General features: G+C 69.8%; 20 protein-coding genes. 13 read left to right on the top strand and 7 right to left on the bottom strand.

Annotated elements, in window-relative coordinates; translation table 11 throughout:
* Both D7X30_RS32955 and D7X30_RS32960 read left to right on the top strand, forming a co-directional pair.
* Positions 1 to 771 (top strand): AHH domain-containing protein (locus D7X30_RS32955; RefSeq protein WP_199724619.1); only part of this gene is annotated, 771 nt, incomplete at its 5' end.
* Between the two features lie 48 nt (positions 772 to 819).
* Positions 820 to 2,028, top strand: coding sequence for an imm11 family protein (locus D7X30_RS32960; protein WP_370051890.1), 1,209 nt, complete (start codon positions 820 to 822; stop codon positions 2,026 to 2,028).
* Here D7X30_RS32960 and D7X30_RS32965 read toward each other — a convergent pair whose 3' ends face one another.
* Entirely contained in the window at positions 2,029 to 2,655 is a 627-nt protein-coding gene (locus tag D7X30_RS32965; protein WP_120566941.1) for a hypothetical protein, read from the bottom strand.
* A complete protein-coding gene (locus D7X30_RS32970) occupies positions 2,655 to 3,578 on the bottom strand; it encodes a fatty acid desaturase (protein WP_120566942.1) in 924 nt (307 codons plus the stop codon). Before D7X30_RS32970 ends, D7X30_RS32965 begins: the two co-directional genes overlap by 1 nt.
* A gap of 105 nt (positions 3,579 to 3,683) precedes the next feature.
* On the opposite strand from D7X30_RS32970, the gene D7X30_RS32975 reads away from it, so the two are divergent.
* The 4 genes from D7X30_RS32975 to D7X30_RS32990 all read left to right on the top strand — a co-directional run bounded on the left by D7X30_RS32975 (position 3,684) and on the right by D7X30_RS32990 (position 10,193).
* Positions 3,684 to 6,533, top strand: a complete 2,850-nt coding sequence (locus D7X30_RS32975; RefSeq protein ID WP_120566943.1) for an FG-GAP-like repeat-containing protein — start codon at positions 3,684 to 3,686, stop codon at positions 6,531 to 6,533.
* 4 nt (positions 6,534 to 6,537) lie between these two features.
* Positions 6,538 to 7,299 carry a hypothetical protein gene (locus D7X30_RS32980; protein ID WP_120566944.1) on the top strand — a complete coding sequence of 254 codons (762 nt, stop codon included), beginning with the start codon at positions 6,538 to 6,540 and terminating at the stop codon, positions 7,297 to 7,299.
* 105 nt (positions 7,300 to 7,404) lie between these two features.
* Positions 7,405 to 9,048: a GH3 auxin-responsive promoter family protein gene (locus D7X30_RS32985; RefSeq protein WP_120567007.1), complete on the top strand. Its 1,644-nt coding sequence runs from the start codon at positions 7,405 to 7,407 to the stop codon at positions 9,046 to 9,048.
* The gene (locus tag D7X30_RS32990) at positions 9,045 to 10,193 is read left to right on the top strand and encodes an aromatic ring-hydroxylating dioxygenase subunit alpha (protein ID WP_120566945.1); all 1,149 of its coding nucleotides are present in this window, start codon (positions 9,045 to 9,047) and stop codon (positions 10,191 to 10,193) included. The genes D7X30_RS32985 and D7X30_RS32990 overlap by 4 nt, the downstream gene beginning before the upstream one ends.
* On the opposite strand, the gene D7X30_RS32995 is transcribed toward D7X30_RS32990, so the two are convergent.
* Both D7X30_RS32995 and D7X30_RS33000 read right to left on the bottom strand, forming a co-directional pair.
* On the bottom strand, positions 10,190 to 10,600 hold the full coding sequence (locus tag D7X30_RS32995; protein ID WP_147443378.1) for a hypothetical protein: 411 nt from the start codon (positions 10,598 to 10,600) through the stop codon (positions 10,190 to 10,192). The two genes, D7X30_RS32990 and D7X30_RS32995, sit on opposite strands and share 4 nt — an antisense overlap.
* 17 nt (positions 10,601 to 10,617) lie before the next feature.
* Positions 10,618 to 11,520 carry a DapH/DapD/GlmU-related protein gene (locus D7X30_RS33000; protein WP_199724620.1) on the bottom strand — a complete coding sequence of 301 codons (903 nt, stop codon included), beginning with the start codon at positions 11,518 to 11,520 and terminating at the stop codon, positions 10,618 to 10,620.
* A 391-nt stretch (positions 11,521 to 11,911) separates the two neighbouring features.
* On the opposite strand from D7X30_RS33000, the gene D7X30_RS33005 reads away from it, so the two are divergent.
* Positions 11,912 to 13,351: an MATE family efflux transporter gene (locus D7X30_RS33005; RefSeq protein ID WP_233591932.1), complete on the top strand. Its 1,440-nt coding sequence runs from the start codon at positions 11,912 to 11,914 to the stop codon at positions 13,349 to 13,351.
* Between the two features lie 3 nt (positions 13,352 to 13,354).
* Here D7X30_RS33005 and D7X30_RS33010 read toward each other — a convergent pair whose 3' ends face one another.
* Entirely contained in the window at positions 13,355 to 14,461 is a 1,107-nt protein-coding gene (locus tag D7X30_RS33010) for a GNAT family N-acetyltransferase (protein WP_120566949.1), read from the bottom strand.
* Between the two features lie 98 nt (positions 14,462 to 14,559).
* Between D7X30_RS33010 and D7X30_RS33015 the strand changes: the two genes are divergently transcribed.
* The 3 genes from D7X30_RS33015 (at position 14,560) to D7X30_RS33025 (ending at position 16,864) form a co-directional block, all read left to right on the top strand.
* On the top strand, positions 14,560 to 14,820 hold the full coding sequence (locus D7X30_RS33015; protein WP_120567008.1) for a GlsB/YeaQ/YmgE family stress response membrane protein: 261 nt from the start codon (positions 14,560 to 14,562) through the stop codon (positions 14,818 to 14,820).
* Positions 14,821 to 15,022: 202 nt separating this feature from the next.
* On the top strand, positions 15,023 to 15,850 hold the full coding sequence (locus tag D7X30_RS33020) for an FKBP-type peptidyl-prolyl cis-trans isomerase (RefSeq protein WP_120567009.1): 828 nt from the start codon (positions 15,023 to 15,025) through the stop codon (positions 15,848 to 15,850).
* Positions 15,851 to 16,030: 180 nt separating this feature from the next.
* Complete coding sequence (locus tag D7X30_RS33025) at positions 16,031 to 16,864, top strand: dienelactone hydrolase family protein (RefSeq protein ID WP_120567010.1); 834 nt, start codon at positions 16,031 to 16,033, stop codon at positions 16,862 to 16,864.
* Positions 16,865 to 16,886: 22 nt separating this feature from the next.
* Here the strand turns inward: D7X30_RS33025 and D7X30_RS33030 are convergent, their stop codons facing one another.
* The gene (locus tag D7X30_RS33030) at positions 16,887 to 17,489 is read right to left on the bottom strand and encodes a CAP domain-containing protein (protein ID WP_120566950.1); all 603 of its coding nucleotides are present in this window, start codon (positions 17,487 to 17,489) and stop codon (positions 16,887 to 16,889) included.
* A gap of 114 nt (positions 17,490 to 17,603) precedes the next feature.
* Here D7X30_RS33030 and D7X30_RS33035 point away from each other — a divergent pair, with 114 nt between their 5' ends.
* The 3 genes from D7X30_RS33035 to D7X30_RS33045 all read left to right on the top strand — a co-directional run bounded on the left by D7X30_RS33035 (position 17,604) and on the right by D7X30_RS33045 (position 19,528).
* Positions 17,604 to 17,816 (top strand): hypothetical protein, encoded by a 213-nt coding sequence (locus D7X30_RS33035; protein ID WP_120566951.1) that lies wholly within the window; start codon positions 17,604 to 17,606, stop codon positions 17,814 to 17,816.
* A gap of 8 nt (positions 17,817 to 17,824) precedes the next feature.
* Entirely contained in the window at positions 17,825 to 18,502 is a 678-nt protein-coding gene (locus D7X30_RS33040; protein ID WP_120566952.1) for a lipopolysaccharide assembly protein LapB, read from the top strand.
* 69 nt (positions 18,503 to 18,571) lie between these two features.
* Positions 18,572 to 19,528 carry a hypothetical protein gene (locus D7X30_RS33045; RefSeq protein ID WP_233591934.1) on the top strand — a complete coding sequence of 319 codons (957 nt, stop codon included), beginning with the start codon at positions 18,572 to 18,574 and terminating at the stop codon, positions 19,526 to 19,528.
* Here the strand turns inward: D7X30_RS33045 and D7X30_RS33050 are convergent.
* Complete coding sequence (locus tag D7X30_RS33050) at positions 19,522 to 20,175, bottom strand: CAP domain-containing protein (RefSeq protein WP_233591935.1); 654 nt, start codon at positions 20,173 to 20,175, stop codon at positions 19,522 to 19,524. The genes D7X30_RS33045 and D7X30_RS33050 overlap by 7 nt on opposite strands.
* Between the last annotated feature and the right edge of the window lie 25 nt (positions 20,176 to 20,200).

The raw sequence follows: 20,200 nt of genomic DNA on the forward strand, positions 1-20,200 counted from the left end.
CTGGTGCCGGAGCCACTGCTGACGAAGGGAGTGGCGGCGACGCTGACGGTGGCGCTGATTGCGTACCTGGGCTGGGACACGGTGTGGAGTCTCATCCAGGGCTGGAGGGCGCTGGCGGCGGAGGTGAAGGAGGCAGAGACGTTCGACGGCATCCGGGACGCGGGGGAGAAGTACGGCGAGGTGATGGGGAAGCAGGCGGCAAGGGCCTTCGTGATGCTGGCGATGGCGGCGCTGGGAAGCACGGCGCAGACGCTGGCGACGCGGGTCGCGACATTGCCGGGCTCTGCGCAGGCGGCGCTGGTGGGAGCGGAGCAGGGAGGCTTCCGGCTGGTGGCCGCGGCGGAAGTCTCAGCGATTGCCGTGTCCGCGAGCGGCGAGGTGACCCTCGCGCTGGCGCCGAACGCGGTGGCGATGTCCGCCAAGGGGCGGAACGTCCCCGTGCCGGTCGAAGTCCGGGTACATCACATCGCCACGAACAAGTGGTGGGAGGCGACGCACAACGGTGGTCCCTGGTCGCCCGAGTTCCAGAAACTTTTCGACCGTGCGGGCATGTCGTTGGACGACGAAGTGAACACGGTCCGGGTCCAGGGCCATAAAGGGCCGCATCCTCGGGAGTACCATGAGGCGGTCTATGACCGCTTGAGCACGGCACTGGGAAGGTGCAGAAGCATCCAGACGTGCAGTGAGGCGCTCGTGAAGGAACTCAAGTCGCTGGGCGCTGAGATCTCCACGGATGGCAGTCGACTCAACTTGCTCGTCACTCAACCGTGATGCACAGGAAGTATAAGCCCGATGCGCTATTTCAACCTACGCAGCGACATGGATATCCGTGACCGCTGGCTTCCAGGCGAGGCAACGAACGCTCAGGGGCAAGAGATCGATGACATCTGGCAGTTCGCGGATGGCTGCCCGGTCCAGGTCCATGAGCGCCTGACGATCCCCATTGGCCATCCGGGGGTGGTTCAAGACTTCTCAACGTCGAGTGTGGGAGGGACACCTGTCGTCCACAAGCGCGTCGCGAATGTCTTCGCGGAACTGGCTCCTGACGAGGTGCAGGTCATCCCTGTCGATGTCGAGGGGCAGTCAGAGCCATACTTCATCCTCGTCGCCACACAGTCCATCCGATGCATTGATGATCAGGAATCCGCAGAGGTGCTGTATTGGGTGCCTGAAGACGGGCGGCCGGAGAAGACCGGGCGATACAGGTCCGTCATGGGCATGCGCATCGACACGACGAAAGTGGGCAATGCCAAGGTCTTTCGCCCGTGGGGCTGGAGCATCACGCTCATCGTCTCCGAGGACATCAAGGAGGCGCTGGAGTGCTCCGGCGCCACGGGAATGTCGTTCCGGGAAGTCACAGGCCCCAGCGAAGTCAGCCCCGAAGAGCGCGAACACAACCGCAAGCTCAAGGCGCTCTACGAGCGAACGGAAACAGCCCGCACCGCATTCTGGCGCACCCTGGGCACGCTGGACGAGAAATCCATCCTCCCCATCGTCGTCGGAGGAGGCTGGCCCGCGAGGCGCCAGGTCTGGCGCGTCATCCACCGTCCCGAAGGACGCACCCTCTTCGTGACGGACGGCCTCTCCGACTTCTTCGTGGCTGCCGTGGAACCCTCCATAGGCTTCGGCCTGGAGCTCGCGCTCGAAACCGACGAGCCCGTGGAGAACGTGGCGAAGAGCTGGCAGCAGCTTCTGCTGGAACGAATCGCCAACGAGCTCGTGGGCCACGAACACCTGCGCGAACCGGCGAGGACCGGCATCCTCTCCATGGAAGTGGACGGAGAGCGCATGCCCGAACCGCTCCTGACGAAGGAAGGCCGGGTGGCCGTGCTCCTGGGCATGGACACGCCCACGCTCCCCACCCACTTCACGATGCCAGACGGACAGGTCCGGCTCGTCACCGTGAAGACGCTGATGCCCCGGGAGCTGACGTACCTGCTGGAGCACGGCCGGGAGGAGCTGCTCCACCGCTTCAACCAGTCACACCCCGGCCACCTGTCCAACGCCTGGCGCCAGCCCGTGGTGTAGCTACCCCATTCCCATCATCAGCCACACCGCAAGCGCCCCATACAACGGCACGTTGAGCGCCAGCGTCAGCCGGTTGATGCGCCGGAACCGCTCCTGCTCCGCGTCCGCGAACCACACGCCGTCCTCGCCGGTGGTGCGTCCCTCCACGGCCTGATGGAACAGCGCCGCATACGCCACCTCCACCAGCAGGCTCACCAGCACCAACCCCACCAGCGCCAGCGACCACACATCGCGCCCATCGAGCACTCCGGCCCACTTCTCCCCGGTGTACACGAGCCCCGCCCCCACCAGCGCGATGCATCCCAGGTCATGGCCCACGCCATACGGCGGCCGCCAGTTGCGCGACACGTAGAGCATGTAGAGCTCCGCGGCACCGCGCAGCCACATGGACACCGCGAACGCCCCCAGCACGACGCGCGCCTCCACCGGCACGGACGCATCCAGCGCCACCAGCGGGCACACCAGGAACCAGAGGAACACCGCGTACAGCAGCCACGCCATCTTGGGTCCGGAGATGCGCCCACCCCGGCCGCCCTGCGCGTTCTGCCGGCGCCGGAACCCCACCGCCGCGCTCGCGCACGCCAGTAACGCCACCACCAGGAATACCCGCGTCGACGAAGTGAGCATCAGGAGGAACGGGGCCGGGGATAGTGGTGGGGAAACCGCTCGACGTACCACGCTCGAAGCCGGGGCAGGTGCGTGAGGGACACCCGCGGATGCAGGTGATGCACCACGTGCATCCCCACGTGCCGGGGCGCCAATCCGAACCCTCCCCACCACCCGAGCCCATGGTCGCGAGTGCACGCGAACACATCCCCCAGCGTCCGCCCCTGCACGGGCGCGGCGGTGTGCTCCGCGAGCAACCGGTGAGCGTTGAACCCAGACGCCACCAGCAACGGCAGCCCATACCCCCACAGCACCGCGGAGGGCCACCGCACCGCCAGCACCAGCACGCCCAGGTGGAACAGCACCTGCCCAGCCTCCGCCCGAGCACACGCCGCCACCTCCGCGTCCCGCGTGAGCACCCGTCCGGAGCGGTCCTGCAGGAACACGCGCGCATACGCCGTGCGCAGCGAAGGCAGCACCCACGCGCAGAGCCCCACCGGCCCGCGCAGCACCCAGCCGGGAATGACACCCAGGAGCAGGAACCACCGCCACGCCGTGCGCAGCCGTCCTCCATCCGGAGGCTTGCGGTACGGATCCGACGGCAGGCCCGCATCGCGATGATGGCGAAGGTGGTGGTAGCGCATCGCCGCCAGCGTGGACGCAATGGGATAGCCCGCGCCGGTCTCCAGCAGACACAGTCTCCATTCGCGCCTTCGCGAAGGCAGGTGGACCGCGTCATGAAGCAGGACGCCCAGCGCATGCAGCCGTCCCGCGACGACGAGCACCGCCAACGGCAACAGCACCGGAGGAGCCCAAGCCATGACCGCCCACCCCAGGGCCATCCCCGCCCACTCCAAGGCCGCCAGGCGCAGCAGTCCGGACGGCGTGGCGGGAACGAGCAGCTCGCGAGGCACCGCCGCGCGGCGAGGCAGGGAAGAGGACATCGGGCGCCAGGACTCCACGCATGGGCGCCGGACGCAAGCCCTGTGCGGATTGGACACCTGGCGACGGGCACGGCACGCTCCGCGCGTGCACCGGGACGGTCAATCATGAGTGTGGATGTGCCGACGCAGCCGGCCCTGGCGGGCACGCGCGTGGAGTGGGGCGGCTGGGTCTTCCCCCGCTGGAACGACCCGAGGCTGCCCTTCGCGGCGCTGCTCACGCTCTACGGCGTGCTGGGCTTCACCTTCTTCGGCTTCAACCGCAGCCCCGGGCAGATGGCCTTCCTGGTCGTCTCCGGCACGCTGCTGGACGCGGTCCTGGGCTGGGTGCTCAAGCGGCGAAAGGAGCTGCCGCTCTCCGCGTACATCTCCTGCTGCTCGCTGGCGCTGCTCCTGAACTACTCGCACGCGAGCACGTTGTTGTGGCTGCCGGTGTGGCTGGCCATCGGCTCCAAGTACGTGCTGACCTTCCAGGGGCGGCACGTCTTCAACCCGTCGATGTTCGCGGTGGCCGTGTCGCTGCTCACCACGCGCGAGCTCATCACTGCCGCGCCCGCCTACCAGTGGGCCAACGGGGAGGTCGCGCTGTCGGCCTTCATCGTGATGGCGGCGATGGTGCTGTTCTTCTTCCGCGTGGGCCGCGGCTGGCTGGTGATCAGCTTCCTGACCTTCTACGCGCTCCAGACGGCGCTGCGAGCGTTCATCCTCCGTCACCACCTGCCGCCGGAGGTGCTGTTCCTGGGCACGCTGGGCGCGCCGTCGTTCTTCATCTTCGTCTTCTACATGCTCACCGACCCGGCGACGTCGCCCGCGAAGCCGAAGGCCCAGGTGCTGGTCGCGCTGGCCATCACCTGCGTGGACCTGGTGCTGCACCTGAAGGAGAGCGTCTACACGTTCTTCTACGCGGCGCTCACGGTGGCCACCTGCCGCTTCGTGTTCATGCACGCGCGCGAGCTGTGGCGCACCCGGGGCGCGTCGCTGCGTCAATTCCTGGCTCCGGACATGCTCAAGCGCGTGGGCGTGGTGGGTGGACTCGGGGCGGTGCTGGCGACGGGCTACGCGGTGTCAGCGGCGCAGGGGGAGCGTCAGGCGCCGCTCGCGTTCCACCTGGATGCTCAGGACGTCACCCAGGCGGGCCTGTCCTCCCAGATGGGTCACACGCTGGAGGAACTGGACCCGCGCGTGGCCCACGTCGCCAAGTGGCTGGTCGCGGTGGGCGACGCGGTGGCCACCGGCGACTTCGACGGGGACGGCAAGCTGGACCTGTTCCTCACGCACCCGCTGGGCACGCCGGAGCACCATGCGGGCCTGTATCGCAACCTGGGCGGGCTGCGCTTCGAGCGTGTCCCCGTGCCCGCGCTGGAGCGCTTCGCCACTCGCTACAAGGAGGAGGGCCTGGCGGGCGGCGGGACGTTCGTGGACTGGGATGGGGACGGGGACCTGGACCTCGCGGTGGCGGTGGCCTTCGGGCCGGTGCGCCTGCTGCGCAACACGCTGCGCGAGACGGGCACCGCGGGCTTCGAGGACGTAACGGAATCAGCGGGCGTGACGGACCACGCGGTGAGCCTGGGGCTCACGTTCCTGGACTACGACCGCGACGGGCACCTGGACCTGCTGGTGCTCAACGCCATGACGACGCACCTGCCGGACTACCCGGAGCCCGCGCCGCCGCTCAACCTCTTCAAGCTGCCCGAACCTGAGTACGCGGGTGACCGCCGCATGCTGCGCTTCATGCACGACGGCTGGCACAACGCGAGCAACGGCGGACGCAACGCGCTCTACCGGGGCCGAGGGGACGGCACGTTCGAGAAACAGGACGTGGAGGCGCTGGGTCTGAAGGAGACGCACTGGTCGCTCGCGGTGAGCACGGTGGACCTGAACCAGGACGGGTGGACGGACCTCTACGTGGCCAACGACTTCGGGCCGGATGACATCTACCTGAACGAGGGAGGCCGGCACTTCCGCCACATCGTGGGCAACCGCTTCGGGGAGATTGGCCGCGACACGTACAAGGGCATGAACGCGAGCGTGGCGGACTTCGACCGCAACGGCTGGTTGGACGTGTACGTGTCCAACGTGCACCACTCGCTCCAGGCGGAGGGCAGCCTGCTGTGGATGGTGGGGCCGGGCGAGGACGCCTTCATCCCTCGCTTCAAGGACGAAGCCACCTTCCGGGGCGCGCTGAACGAGCGCCGCTTCGGCTGGGGCGCGGCGGCGGGGGACCTGGATGACGACGGATGGCCGGACCTGGTGCAGGCCAACGGCATGGTGGACGCGCGCCTGGACGCGGAGAAGTGGCGCATCCCGGCGGGGCAGCGCAACGACTACTGGTACGTGAACCACAAGTTGATGCAGTCCGGCCCGGAGGTGCACACGTACGCGGACAAGTGGGGCGACATCCGGGGCCGCGTGCTCTATCCGAACGAGGCGCGCCGCGTGTACCTCAACCTGGGCGACGCCCGGCCGGGGCACTTCGTGGACGTGGCGAAGGAGGTGGGCATCGAGGCGCCGGACAACTCGCGCGGCGTATTGATGGCGGACCTGGATGACGACGGGGACCTGGACGTGCTCATCACCAACCAGCACGCGCCGGTGTCGCTGTACCGCAACACGCTGCGAGCCAGTGCCACGGACGCGAAGCCGGACGCGCACTTCGTGGGCCTGTCGCTGGTGGGGGACGGTCAGCGCACGCACCGCGGCGCGGTGGGCACTCGCGTGGTGGTGTCCTACGAGGAGAACGGCAAGCGCGTGGAGCAGGTGCGCGAGGTGGGGCTGATGGGCGGGTTCTCCGCGTCGGCGGAGCCTCGGCTGCACTTCGGCCTGGGCCGTCACGCGGGGCCGGTGAAGGCGGTCATCCACTGGTATGGCGCGCAGCCGCAGGAGGTGACGTTGGAGGCGGACCGCTACCAGGAGGTGCGCCAGCCTCCCGCGCCCACGGCGCTGCGGGGAGGGCCCTGAAGCGATGCTCTCCGCGATGAAGGGCACCACGGTGCGGCGGGAGGACCTGGACGCCGGCACCCGGGCGCGGATGTTGGCGCTGATGCAGTGCTGCTACGTGGGCGTGAGCGCCGAGCGCTTCCACGCGGACCTGGACGCGAAGCAGTGGGTGTTCCTGCTGCACGCCCGGCGCACGCGGGAGTTGGTGGGGTTCAGCACGGTGCGGGTGGCGGAGGAGGACGGGGTGGAGGTGTTGTACTCGGGCGACACGGTCATCCATCCGGACTGGTGGGGCCACAAGACGTTGCAGGTGGTGTTCGGAAGGTTGTTGCTCGCGCGCAAGCTGCGCCGGCCGTGGCGGCCGCTGTACTGGTTGCTCTTGTCGGGCGGATACAAGACGTACCTGCTGGCGGTGAACTACTTCCCGCGCACGCATCCGCGCAGGGACTGGACGCCACCGGAAGGGCGCTCGGAGTTCCTGCGGGGACTGGCGACGCGGTGGTTCGGTGTGCAGTACGACGCGGCGAAGGGCACGCTGCGCTTCGACGGCGCGCACTACCGGGTGCGAGATGGCGTCTCGCCCATCGATCGCGACGCGGCGGCCCATCCGCACATCGCCTACTTCGCGGAGCGCAACCCCGGTCACGCCGAGGGCGAGGAGCTGGTGTGTCTGGTGGAGATCCGCGGCTGGGACCTGGCGAGGGCGCTGGCACGAAGCGTCTGGGGCCAGCTGCGCCGCTGGGCCCGCCGGGAGCGGGACGCCTCGCGGGTCCGCGTGGGGACCTGACGTGCTGACTTCCCGCATGATGTGGTCCGCCATGACGGCGGCGCTGGTCTCGTCCGCGCTGCTCGCAAGTCCGCGTGGAGTCGAGGCGTGCTGACTTCCCGCACGATGCTGTCCGCCACGATGGCGGCGCTGACGCCGTCCGCGCTGCGCTTCCGTCATGCGCTGCGCGAACCCGAGGCCGCGCAGGCGGAGTGTCTGGCGCGCATCCTCCGCGCAGTGGAGGGCACGGCACAGGCGGAGCGGGTGCAGCACTTCGGCCGCATCCGCACCGCTCGGGAGTTCCAGGACGCGGTGCCCATCACCACTCCGGACTCGGTGGCGGAAGACATCGAGCGCATCGCGCGAGGAGAAGCGCGGGTCCTCACCCACGATCCCGTGCTGCGCTTCGAGCTGTCCGGTGGTTCCTCGGGCGCGTCCAAGCGAGTGCCGGTGACACGGGGCCTGCTGCGCGAGTTCCAGCGCGCGCTCGCGCCCATGCTCCATGAGGTCTTCCTGCGCCGTCCCGCCGTGCGCGAGGGCCCCAGCTACTGGTCCATCTCCCCGCTGGGCCGGAGACAGCACCGGACAGCGGGCGGCATCCCAGTGGGCTCGGCGGAGGACAGCGCGTGGTTCCCGCGCCCGCTGCAACCGCTGCTCTCACGTGTCTTCGCGGTGCCGGGCTCGGTGGGCCAGGCTCCCCACGTCGAACCGTGCCGTTACGTGACGCTGTGGTTCCTGGTGCGGTGTTCGAACCTGTCGCTGATCAGCGTCTGGAATCCCAGCTTCCTCACGCTGCTGATGGACGCACTGGAGCGGCACGGCGAACGGCTCGCGGAGGACCTGGAGCGCGGCACAATGCGGCCCCCCGAACGCGACGCGGACGGCACGCCGGTGGGCCAAGACCCTGCCTGGACGGCGCTCGTGCAGGGGCTCCAGTGCGTGCGGGACACACCGAGGGCCCAGGTGTTGCGCGCCGCCCTGCGTGACGGACTGCTCTCCGCGCGCACGCTGTGGCCAGGGCTCGCGCTCCTGAGCATGTGGACGGACGCCCAGGCCTCGCACGCCGTGGCTGGCGCATGCCGCCGCTTCCCGGGCGTCGAGGTCCAAGGCAAGGGCCTGCTCGCCACGGAGGGCGTCCTCACGGTGCCCCTCTTCGAAGCGCCCGCACCGGTGCTCGCGGTCCGGAGCCACTTCATCGAATTCATGGATCCGGAGCGCCCTGACACACGCCCACTCCTGGCGCACGAGCTGACGGCGGGTCGCACCTATGCGGTACTCCTCTCCACGTCCGGCGGACTGCTGCGCTACCGGCTGGGGGACCTCGTCCGCGTGGAAGGCTTCGTGCACGCGACGCCGTGCCTGCGATTCCTCGGCCGAGCGGATGCCGTGTCGGACCTCGTGGGCGAGAAGCTCTCCGCCGCGCGAGTGGGCACGGTGCTGGATGCCACGCTGGGCCCCACCCGTCCTGCCTTCGCCATGCTCGCGCCGGAGTGGGGGACTCCACCGGCCTACCGTCTGTTCCTTGAGACGGATCAACCCACCGATGCGCTGGCCGCGAACGTGGAGCGCGCCCTGTGCGAGGGGCATCACTACCGCTACGCACGTGAGCTGGGACAACTTGGTCCAGTGCGGGCGGTGCGCGTGACACAGGGGGCCCGGCGTTACGAGGCCCGATGCATCCAGCTCGGTCAGCGCGCGGGCGACATCAAGCCCGTGGACCTGCACCGCCAGGCCGGCTGGGCGGAGTGGTTCGCAAGAGGGACATCATGACGACGCTCACGGTGGACCTGGACGCGGAGGCGGACCTCGCCCGCTGCGGCGCGCTGAAGGACTTCTGGTACGTGGCCTGCCTCTCCACGGAGCTGCCCGCGAACAAACCCGTCGCGCGCACCGTGTTCGGCACGGGGCTGGTCCTCTTCCGCGGACCCGACGGTGCACCCACCGCGCTGCGAGACCGCTGTCTCCACCGCAACGCGCGCCTGTCTCAGGGCGACGTCTTCGACGGACGGCTCGGCTGCCCGTATCACGGCTGGGTCTATGACGCGTCCGGCGTGGTGGTGGAGATCCCGGCACTGGGGCCGCCCCAACGCGGAGAGAAGCTGGACGCTCAAGCCTGTGCACACGAAGGACTCAAGCCCGCGCCCTGTGACGTGGGACGGCTCGCGCGCTTCCCCACGCGAGAGCAGGACGGGCTCGTCTACGTCTACCTGGGCAAGGACGTGACACAGGCCCGAGCGGAACCCTTCCGGGTCCCTTACTGGGGCGAGCGTGGTTGGACCGTCTACTTCATGGTGACGCGCTTCGCGAACGGCGTGACGAACCTGGTGGAGAACTTCATGGACGTGCCGCACACGTCCTTTGTCCACCGGGGCTGGTTCCGCAATCCCACACGCAAGCGCGTCCCCTCCACCGTGAAGCGTCACGCGGGCCGGGTGCGGATGACCTATCACCAGGAGGAGGACGCGCTCACCGGCCTGGGGCGGCTGTTCAACCCGCGCGGCCTGCCACTTGTGCACACGGATGAATTCATTGTCCCCAACGTCACGCGCGTGGACTACCAGTGGGGAGACAGCGGCTTCGCCATCAACTCCCAGTGCACGCCCATCGGGCCCACGGACACGCTCGTGTACACGGCCATCAGCTACCGGTTGCCGGTGGACATGCCGGGGGCGTGGGTGGGCCGGGCACTCACGCCGCTAGTGCGCTGGTACACGCGGCAGGTCATCCAGCAGGACGTCCGAATCATGGAGACGCAGCGCCAGGGACTGACGGATGGCCCCGGCGGAGGCGTGTACTCAGGCACGGAAGCGGACCTGCACCACGCGGACATCGAAGCGTACCGCCGCTGGCTGCGCGAAGGCGCGCACGGCTCCGGTCCCGAGGATGCGGAGCGCGACGTGGTCTTCTGGGTCTAGACCGTGCCGGAGGCTGACTGCTCCTCCTCGGCCTCCGAGGAGGGAATCAGCGCCAGGTAGTACCCGGAGAAGAAGGTCGCACCCAGGAAGACCCAGTGGATCAGCCCCAGGGTGAGCGGGAAGGGCATCGGGGGCAGATGCTCATGCATCCACATCAGCGTCGCCATGGCGTTGGACGCATGGCACGCCGCCGCCAGGCCCAGCGTGACGCAGATCTGCACCACCAGCGACCACGTGCCGGTGGCGGAGGTCACCCTCCGGGCCCGATCCCCCAGCTGCGCGAAGATGCGCGGCTGCACGAACTTCCGGAAGAGCGCGCCACTCGCCAGGCCCAACATCAGCGGGCCGGCGATCTCGATGATTGAATTGACGGCATCCATGGCCCGCGACCCTGCCAGAGGGCGCACGGCCAGTGCAAATCCTCTCACCCCATGCGACGCAGGCCCGGCAGGTCCTCCGGCCTGAGCACCCAGCGCGGCGGCTCCGGCGGCGACGTGCGCGTGCCCACCTGCGCCGCGGGGAAGCCCTCCACCAGCGCGTAGTCCGGGAACACCGCGCGCGCCTTCACCAGGCTGCCGGCGGCCACGTGGCAGCCTTTGCCCAGGTGACTGCCCTCGCAGAGGATGGCGCCGGGCTCCACCACCGTGCCCGCGCCCAGGTTGCACGCGTGCAGGATGCAGCCCGGGCCCACCACCACGCCCTCGTCCAACACCAGCATGGTGTCCGGCTGCAGGTGCAGCACCGTGTTCTCCAGGATCTGCACCCGCGCGCCAATGCGCACCGGACCGTTCAGGTCGCCGGTGATCTTCACGCCCGCGCCAATGATGGCCCCTGCGCCGATGACCACGTCGCCGGACACCTCCGCGGAGGAGAAGAGGGTGGCGGTGGGGTGGACGAAGGGGTGACGGTCGCGAAAGGCATACAGCTGTCCCATGGGGGCGTCCTCGGCGCGGTCGCGCGCGGAGAAAGGGGTCAATGGAGCGGCGGGCAGCGACAGGTCACCGCCCCGGCGCTGTTGCAGGTGGGTCAGGTCCTCGGAGGAGAGCATCCGCAGGACCTGTCCCGGCCGGCCCAGCACCACGGATTGATCCGGCACCGTCATGCCGGGCGGCAACACGGTGCCCTCGCCCACCAGGCAGCGGTCGCCCAGCGTCACGCCGGGCATCAGGATGGCGCCGTCACCGATGTCGCACAGGGACCCCACACGCGCACCCATCACGAGCGAGCGCGGACCGAGCACGGTCTTCTCGCCAATGGACGTGGGCCGTTCGGGAGTGCCCACCACCACCGCGTCTTCGCGCAGCGTGGAGAAGGCTCCCAACGTCACGGAGCCCCCCACCGAGCGCACGACGGCGCCGCGGGAGATGACGGCCCCGGGACCCACTTGCGTGGAGCCCAGCAGTCGCGCGGACGAGGCCAGGGTGAAATGAGGACCTACCGCGGTGGGCAGGAGAGAAGCGGTCGCGGGTAAGGGACTCATCGGGATGCAGCAAGCTACTCCCGGCCCTCCCAAGGGCATGTTGTCCAAAGGCACGACTCCGGCGTCCAGCAGCGGACGCTCGCTTGCTGAGCCGATGAGGGTGGGTGCGGCACCTTCAGATGTCAGGAGTGGGTGGCGGGGGGCGTAGGAAGCCGCGTCGCTGGGCGCCACGTGTGGGCGTTTCGCGGTAGGAAGCCCCCTCGCTCTCGAAAGGCCTCACCCCGTGGAAGAGACACCGTTGGCGGACAGCCACGCCCAGGCGCCCGAGCCCGTGGCAAGCCGCGACGCAGTGAAGAAGGGGCTGTGGTCCCTCGTGAAGGAGGCCCTGCACGGCACGGAGCAGGACCTCACCCAGCTGCCGCTCGGGAGGGCCATCTTCCTGCTGGCCGTGCCCATGGTGCTGGAGATGTGCATGGAGTCGGTGTTCGCCGTGGTGGACGTCGCCTTCGTCGGCCGGTTGGGCGCGGAGGCGGTGGCCACGGTGGGGCTCACCGAGGGCATCCTCACCATCATCTACGCGGCCGGCATGGGCTTGAGCATCGGCGCCACGGCGATGGTGGCCCGGCGCATTGGAGAGAAGGACGCGGAGCGGGCGGGGCGCACGGCGGTGCAAGCCATTGGCCTGGGGGTCATCATCTCCACGGTGCTGGCCGTGGCGGGCATCATCTACGCCCGGCCGATGATGGCGGCGCTCGGCGGCTCGCCGTGGGTGCTGGAGCACGGCGTGGGCTACACGCGCGTGATGATGGGCGGCGTGGTGAGCATCCTGCTGCTCTTCCTCATCAACGCCATCTTCCGGGGCGCGGGCGACGCGGCCATCGCGATGCGCGTGTTGATGCTGGCCAACGGAATCAACATCGTGCTCGCGCCGTGTCTCATCTTCGGCTGGGGGCCGTTCCCGGAGATGGGCGTGGTGGGCGCGGCGTGGGCCACTACGCTGGGCCGGAGCGCGGGCGTGGTGTACCAGCTCTTCCGGCTGATACGGTCCAACGGTCGGCTCCAGGTGCGGCGCGAGCACGTGTCGCTGGAGCCCGCGACGATGCTCGCGATGCTGCGGCTGTCGAGCGCGGGCATGGTGCAGGCGCTGGTGACCACGTCGAGCTGGGTGGTGCTGGTGCGCATCGTGTCGTCGTTCGGCAGCACGGCGCTGGCGGGCTACACCATCGCCATCCGCATCGTGATGTTCGCGCTGCTGCCCGCGTGGGGCCTGGGCAACGCGGCGGCCACGCTGCTGGGACAGAGCATGGGCGCGGGGGACCCGGAGCGGGGCGCGAAGGCGGTGTGGCTCGCGGGCAAGTACAACCTGATGGTGCTGGGCAGCATCGGCGTGGTGTTCTTCATCTTCGCGCATCCCCTGCTGGGAGCGTTCACGACGGATGCGGCGGTGGTGGACGAAGGGGCCACGGCGCTGCGCATCTTCAGCCTGAGCTTCCTGTCGTGCGCGTACGGCATGGTCATCACCTCCGCGTTCAACGGTGCGGGGGACACGCGCACGCCCACGCTCATCGACCTGGGGTGCCTCTGGGTGCTGGAACTGCCGCTGGCGTGGGTGCTGGCCCATCCACTGGGTCTGGGCTCGGCGGGCGCGTACTGGGCGGTGCCGGCGGCCTTCGCGTTGATGTCCGTGCTGGGCATCGTGTTGTTCCGGCGCGGGCGCTGGAAGACGCGCGTGGTGTGAGCGTCAGGGCAGGCAGATCTCGAAGCCGGTGCGTCCTCCGGGGAAGGTCCTCGGGGGGCGCGAGGCGGGCGTGACGGCGTAGAGGTGGAAGTCCAGCCTCCGTTGGATGAAGCCATCGAAGGCCGGAGTCAGCGGGTCACCGGCGTCCTGCTGCACGGTGAGGAAGTGGAAGCCCCGGCCGTGGAACGCGGCGTAGACGGCATCGAGCAGCGCGCGCAGGACGGCGGGGTCCTCGGACGGGACGCTGGTGTTGCAGAGGTAGAAGTAGCGGAAGTCGCCGCCGGGCGCGGGAAGGCGGGGCGCGCCGGTGACGGTGGCGAGCGCGTTGAAGCCCCGGCGGACCCACTTCATCCCGCCCCGGTACGCGAGCACGCGGTAGCGCTTCACCGCGTCGGGGTTCCAGGCGGAGGTGCAGCCGACGAGCTGTCCGGCGGGGTCGAACGCGAGGAACGAATCCTCCACGCGAAGTCCCGGCCAGTGTGCGAGCCGGTGTTCCAGCTCACCGGTGTCGAAGCGGTAGCCGAAGGGACGCGAGCGGTGGTCCGCGTCCAGCAGCGCGGCCATGGCGGGCACGTCCGCGGCGGTGGCCCGGCGCACGGTGTAGCGGCTGGGGCGCGGCTTGCGGCGCAGCACGAACTGGAGCGAGACGGCGGAGAAGGCGCGCATCAAGTGGTAGTGCGGCTGCGCTTCCCGGGACGCGCCACGACGCACCAGCGCCTGGAGCGCGGCGGCGTTGGAGGCCATGACGGCGGTGAGGAATACGTCCACGCCGTGGCGGCGGGAGGTTTCCTCGAGGACGGGGCCATAGAACCGGGCCAGGCCCCGGGCGCGGCGCGCGGAGAAGCGGGTGCGCAAATCGCCCAGGTAGCCCACGCGGCACGGTTTGCCTTCCAGCCAGCCGTCACGGACGTGGATGGCGCCCATGCCATCCAGGCGGGATGTTTCACCGTGGGCCCAGACCTCCGCATCACCGCGCTGCATGGCGAAGAGTCCGAAGTAGTCCGGCGACCGCTGTGTGCTGAGCACCAGGTCCCCGGTCATGGGCACGTCGCCGAACAGGTCCAGCAGCGCGGCGTTGTCGTCCCGGGTGGCGCGGCGGAGGGGGCTCATGGGTCGCGCGGCAGCCTATGCGACACAGGGGTGGACTTCCGCCCTCGCTTCCCGTGCGCCACATTGCGGGCCTTCACTCGCCGCACGGGGAGGACGTCATGGGGTTGTTGGGGTGGATCATCTTCGGCTTCTTCGCGGGGCTCATTGCCCGGGCCGTGCTGCCGGGGAACCAGCGCCTGGGGTGCATTGGCACCACGCTCCTGGGCGTCGCCGGGGCCTTCGTGGGTGGCTTCCTCACGTCCGTCTGGCGGGGCACCGATTGGCGCGACCCGGAGCCCACCGGCTTCCTGGGCGCCATCCTGGGCGCTATCGTCCTGCTCCTGGTCTCCCAGGCCGCCTTTGGCGGTCGCTCCCGGTAGGTCCCCCCTTCCGCCGGGAATCCGGGGCCTTCCCACCGGTTGGGGGGCCGGCGGCCGGTTGTCCTACCTGCGTGGACCCCCTTCCGGGGAAAGCACGGTTCCCAAGAGGATGCCGGGCACTTTCTGTAGTACACCGCGCCCCAGGCATGCAGCGGGGGGCGGTCGGCCGCCGCTGAGCCAAAGGAAAGGCGACGATATCATGATGAAGAAGACGATCCTGATCGCGGCGATGCTGAGCCTGACGGCCTGCCAGGGCCAGGGAGCGAAGCCGGGCGAGACCTCCGCCACCGGCACCTCCACGGCGGCGGCCACCGCCGGTGCTCCGCAGACCGAGGAGCAGAAGACGCTGTACGCGCTGGGCCTGTCCATCGGCCGCAGCATCAGCGTGTTCGACATGACCCCGCAGGAGCTGGAGTTCGTGAAGGCCGGCCTCACGGCCCAGGTCACCGGTCAGAAGACCGACGTGGACCTGGAGACCTACGGTCCCAAGCTCCAGGACCTCGCGCGCGAGCGTTCGCTGCGCAAGGCCAACGCGGAGAAGGAGAAGTCCGCGAAGTTCCTCGAGGAGAAGGCCAAGGAGCCCGGCGCGGTGAAGACCGAGTCCGGCCTCATCTACAAGGAGACCCAGGCGGGCACCGGTCCCCAGCCCCAGGCCACCGACATCGTGAAGGTGCACTACAAGGGCACCCTCTCCGACGGCAAGGAGTTCGACTCCTCGTACAAGCGCGGTGAGCCCACGCAGTTCCCGCTCCAGGGCGTCATCAAGTGCTGGACCGAGGGCCTCCAGAAGATGAAGGTCGGCGGCAAGGCGCAGCTCGTGTGCCCCTCCGACATCGCCTACGGCGACCGCGGCGCGCCCCCGAACATCCCCGGCGGCGCCGCCCTGGTGTTCGAGGTGGAACTGCTCGAGATCGTGAAGGCCCCCGAGGCTCCTCCGGGCATGCCCGGTGGCATGCCGGGCATGGGCGCCCACCCGGCCCCCGGCGCGAAGCCGCCCCCGGCCGCCAAGCCGCCCCCGGCGACGAAGTAGTCACCCCCTCCCCTTAACGGGAGCGGCGGGAACGAGGGCCGACGTGAGGGACTTCCCCTCGCGCCGGCCCTCTTCGCGTCCGGGGCTCAACGCGCTGGCGCCCCTGCCTCCACCGCGCTACGCCCGGAAGGCGGCCCGGACAGCCCGGGCCCCGAAAGGACACGGACGATGAAGCCGGACATGAAGAGGCTCACGTGGGTGCTGGCGGCGGCGCTGATGCTGGGCGCCTGCGCGACGAGCAGTCCGGCGGAGGTGGCTCGCGCGCCGTCCGCCACGGGCGCCGTCTCCGAGGAGGAGTTCAAGGCCATGCACACCCTGCGCACGGACGCCGCCCCCGAGCGCAGGGGCCAGCAGGTGGAGCTGTCCGACGGCTCCAAGGCCTACCTGAGCCTGCCGCCGGACGCGAAGGGCCCCCTGCCCGCCATCATCGTCATCCACGAGTGGTGGGGCCTCAACGAGCACGTGCAGGCCTGGGCGGACCGGCTGGCGGCGGAAGGCTACGCGGCGCTCGCGGTGGACCTCTACCACGGCAAGGTGGGCACCAACCCCGACGAGGCGCTCGCGCTGGTGAAGGCGGTGGACGGCGACCAGGCCACGAAGACGCTGCTGGCCGCGCACGCGTTCCTCAAGGGCGACCCGCGCATCCAGGCCGTGCGCACCGGCAGCATCGGCTGGTGCTTCGGCGGCGGCTGGTCGCTGCGCACCGCCATGGCCATCCCGGAGCTGAGCGCGGCGGTCATCTACTACGGCCACCCGGTGACCGACCCCCAGCAGCTCTCCACCATCAAGGCCCAGGTGCTGGGCATCTTCGGCACGAAGGACAAGTCCATCCCGCCGGAGACGGTGCAGGCCTTCGAGAAGGCGCTGGAAGAGGCCGGCGTGCGCAGCCGCATCGTGGAGTACGACGCGGACCACGCCTTCGCGAACCCCTCCGGTGGCCGCTACGACGAGCGCTCCGCCGCGTCCGCCTGGGCGGAGACGTCCGCGTTCCTCGCGCGCACGCTCAAGCGCTGAGGAGGCACGGGGCCAGCGGCCTTCAGTACGGACGCTGGCCCGGGAAGTTGCCCGGGGGGGCGTAGTTGCAGACCCAGAAGTCCCAGGCCGACCCGCCGAAGGGCGAATTGACGGTGCAGCGCTTCGTGGCGCAGCCCAGGCGGCGCGTGTTGCGCCACACGACCGCCGTGTAGTGGCCACAGACCTTGCCCGACGCGCAGGTGTTTTTCGAGTAGTCGTAATCCGCCACCTCGTCCACCCAATCCTTCACCACGGCCTTCGCGTTCAGATAGTCCGGCGTGGAGGCGGCGATGTTCTCTCCCGCGTTGCCCCGGCCCGAGTTGTGCTCGTAATCGCAGTTCTCCACCCACTTCTGGGCGATCTCCGCCACCGCGGGGTCCCACGTGAACGGCTCCAGCGCGGGTGACGGCGTGGGCTTCGCGGCGGCGCGGGCCGCGTTGTGGGCCTCCAGCATGTCGCGGGCGAACTGCGTCAGCTCCACGCCTCCGCCATCGGCGCTGGTGCCCCCATCCTCCTGGACGCCCGCGTCCGCGGGCGTGTCGTCCGGGTCCCCGTCAGGGATGCAGGCGAGCAGGAGGAACGGGCTGAGCAGAGACAGGGAGCGGAGAAGGGAAGGGCGTCGCATGGCAGGGATTATCCGCGCGCGGGTGGGTGTGCGGGCAAGCGGACAGGGGGGCAGCGAGGATGGGGAGGGGCGGGGACCCCGTGGTAGGGTGAGGGTCCGGTCAGGAGACGCGACATGAGCCAAGACGAATCCCGCGCGCGGAAGATCCAGACAGCCCTTGAAGGGAACGATGAGTTCAGCACCTTTTCCATCGACCCGGACCTCAAGAAGCTGAAGATGAAGCTGGACCTCCAGTCGGAGGCGCAGCAACAGCAGTCCGGCCGCCCGGAGACCGCGCCCAAGTCGGGCATGTTCATGCGGCTGTTCCACAAGATGTTCCGGGGTTGAGGGGCACGATGGTCAAGGAGTCCTACCGCGCGCAGTGGGATCGCTCGCGGGCGTATCTGGAGACGGGGGACCTGGGGCTCGCGCTTCAGGAGCTGCGAGACGCGCTGACGCTGGCGCCGGACGACGCGGTCCTCTGGGAGGAAATCTTCAACCTGTCGCTGCTCGGGGGCCTCTCGCAGAACGCCCTGGCCGCCGCGCTGCGGCTGCGCCAGCTGGCGCCGGAGAACCCCAACTTCATCGGCCTGCACGCCATGGCCGCGCTGCTCGCCGGCAAGCTGACGGAGGCCCTGCCCCTCTTCGAGGAGGTCCTCCAGCGCGACCCTGAATCGGTGGAGGCCCGCCGGCAGCTCGCGCGGGCGCTGGACATCGCGGGCCAGCGCGGCCGGGTGCGCACGCTGCTGGAAGAGGCCGTCGCGCGGGCGCCCTCGGACACGGGCGCGCCCAACGACCTGGCGGTGCACTACCTGGAGCACGTGCCGCAGGAGGGCCCGGCGCTCGCCGCGAGCATCCTGGCGCCGGTGCTGGAGGCGCACCCCGAGGACCCCACCACGCACTTCAACCTGGCGCTGGCGCTGCGCCTGGGAGAGCCGGCGAAGGCCCGTCACCACGCGGAGCAGGTGCTCCGGGGGGCTGACAAGGAGCTGCGCGCCAAGGCCCAGCAGCTGCTGACGATGATCCCCGGCTGAGGCCGGGCGGGCCGTCAGGCCGCGCCGGGCACCTCCGTCCCCGGCGCCATGGATTTCCAGAGACAGAACTTGAAGACCCCGGGCGCCGTGTCCTCCCTCTGCTGGAGCGGAGACGCGCTCGTGGATCCGGTGGGCGGACTGGTGCGCTACCACCTGGATGGCAGCACCTTTGACCCGCACATCCGCTACGCCTACCGCTTCGACCGCGCGGTGATGTCCCCGGATGGCCGCTACTGCGTGCTGTACGAATCGCTGGGGACGAAGGGACTCCTGCTCGACGGCACGCGCGTGGTGCGGCAGCTGACGCGGGACTTCTACCAGGCGCACGTCTACGACTATCCCGTGGCCCTGCACACGCTCCCCAGCGGACGCACGCTGCTGGCGCACTGCCCGGAGTCGTACTGCGAGGTGGAGTTGGAGGACGCCGCCACGGGCGAGCGCCTCACGAAGCGCGACAACACCCCGATAGACATCTTCCACTCGCGGCTCCAGTTCAGCCCGGATGGGCGCTACCTGGCGAGCGCGGGGTGGATGTGGCACCCGGTGGACGCGGCGTCGGTGTTCGACGTGTCCCGCGCGCTGGAGGAGCCCGCGTCGCTGGACAGCGCCGCGCTGATGGAGGGCGTGGAGAACGGCATCTTCCTCACGTCCGTGGCCTTCGGCGCGAAGGACACGCTCGTCTTCATGCGGATTGAAGAGTCCCGCGACGACGCCACCTTCTTCCTGGGCACCTACTCGCTGACGGAGAAGAAGGTGCTGTCAGAGGTGGAGCTGGAAGAGCCCGCGGGTCCGCTGATGGTCGTGGACGCGGAGCACGTGGTGGACTTCTTCGGCCACCCGAAGCTGGTGTCGCGCTCCACCGGCCGCGTCGTGCAGCGCTGGGAGGACCTGGACACGGGGAAGGTGCTGGCCAGCATCCGTCACCACCTGCCGCCCCCGCCGCACTTCGCGCTGGACCCCGCGCACCGCCGCTTCGCCGTGGGCACGGCGAACGGCATCGAGATCATCACGCTCGCGGCTCAGTAGGGCTTCTCGCCCACCCAGTTGCCCGGCGGCGCGTAGTTGCACACCCAGAGCTGCCACGTCTTCACGTTGCCTCCGAAGGGCGAGTTCTTCGTGCACAGCCGCGTCGCGCAGCCCACCGCCTTCGTGGTGCGCCACACCACCTGCGTGTAGTGGCCGCACATCTTCCCGGCCTTGCACTTGCCGGAGGCGTAGTCGTAGTCCACGGCTTCGTCCGCCCAGCCCTTCACCACCTGCGCGGTGGTCCACGTATCCGGCGTCGCCGCGGCCAGGTTCTCTCCGAAGCTGCCTCGGTCCGGGTTGTGCTCGAAGCGGCACTCCTTCACGTAGGCCTCCGCCTTGCGCGCCGCCTCGTCGGACCAGGTGAGCGCGGGCAGCGCCGGCTTCGGCGTGGGACGTGAGGCCTTCGCCCTCGCCTCGTTGTGCGCGGCCACCATGTCGCGCTTCAGCTCCGCGGCGGTCGGCACCGGCTTGCGCGTGCCCTCCGAGGGCGCGGGCGTGGCGGCGGGGGCCTTGCGCGCGGCGGCGGTGGCCGCGGCCTTCTTCGTGGAGGCGGAGACGGGCCGCTGCGCGTTCGCGCTGGAGCCACAGCCGAGCAACGGGGCCAGCAGCAACACGGTGAGCCCGCGACGGAACACAGGAAGAGCCATGCGCGGAATCATTCCGCACCTGGGC

It is taken from the genome of Corallococcus sp. AB011P, assembly GCF_003611605.1.
Taxonomy (GTDB): Bacteria; Myxococcota; Myxococcia; order Myxococcales; family Myxococcaceae; genus Corallococcus; species Corallococcus coralloides.

Coding starts and splice junctions, on each gene's coding strand:
- D7X30_RS32970 (WP_120566942.1), bottom strand. CDS start 3,578: ATGTCCTCTTCCCTGCCTCGCCGCGCGGCGGTGCCTCGCGAGCTGCTC.
- D7X30_RS32985 (WP_120567007.1), top strand. CDS start 7,405: ATGCTGTCCGCCACGATGGCGGCGCTGACGCCGTCCGCGCTGCGCTTC.
- D7X30_RS32965 (WP_120566941.1), bottom strand. CDS start 2,655: ATGCTCACTTCGTCGACGCGGGTATTCCTGGTGGTGGCGTTACTGGCG.
- D7X30_RS33020 (WP_120567009.1), top strand. CDS start 15,023: ATGAAGAAGACGATCCTGATCGCGGCGATGCTGAGCCTGACGGCCTGC.
- D7X30_RS32990 (WP_120566945.1), top strand. CDS start 9,045: ATGACGACGCTCACGGTGGACCTGGACGCGGAGGCGGACCTCGCCCGC.
- D7X30_RS32975 (WP_120566943.1), top strand. CDS start 3,684: ATGAGTGTGGATGTGCCGACGCAGCCGGCCCTGGCGGGCACGCGCGTG.
- D7X30_RS33015 (WP_120567008.1), top strand. CDS start 14,560: ATGGGGTTGTTGGGGTGGATCATCTTCGGCTTCTTCGCGGGGCTCATT.
- D7X30_RS33010 (WP_120566949.1), bottom strand. CDS start 14,461: ATGAGCCCCCTCCGCCGCGCCACCCGGGACGACAACGCCGCGCTGCTG.
- D7X30_RS32960 (WP_370051890.1), top strand. CDS start 820: ATGGATATCCGTGACCGCTGGCTTCCAGGCGAGGCAACGAACGCTCAG.
- D7X30_RS33050 (WP_233591935.1), bottom strand. CDS start 20,175: ATGGCTCTTCCTGTGTTCCGTCGCGGGCTCACCGTGTTGCTGCTGGCC.
- D7X30_RS33030 (WP_120566950.1), bottom strand. CDS start 17,489: ATGCGACGCCCTTCCCTTCTCCGCTCCCTGTCTCTGCTCAGCCCGTTC.
- D7X30_RS32980 (WP_120566944.1), top strand. CDS start 6,538: ATGCTCTCCGCGATGAAGGGCACCACGGTGCGGCGGGAGGACCTGGAC.
- D7X30_RS33025 (WP_120567010.1), top strand. CDS start 16,031: ATGAAGAGGCTCACGTGGGTGCTGGCGGCGGCGCTGATGCTGGGCGCC.
- D7X30_RS33040 (WP_120566952.1), top strand. CDS start 17,825: ATGGTCAAGGAGTCCTACCGCGCGCAGTGGGATCGCTCGCGGGCGTAT.
- D7X30_RS33035 (WP_120566951.1), top strand. CDS start 17,604: ATGAGCCAAGACGAATCCCGCGCGCGGAAGATCCAGACAGCCCTTGAA.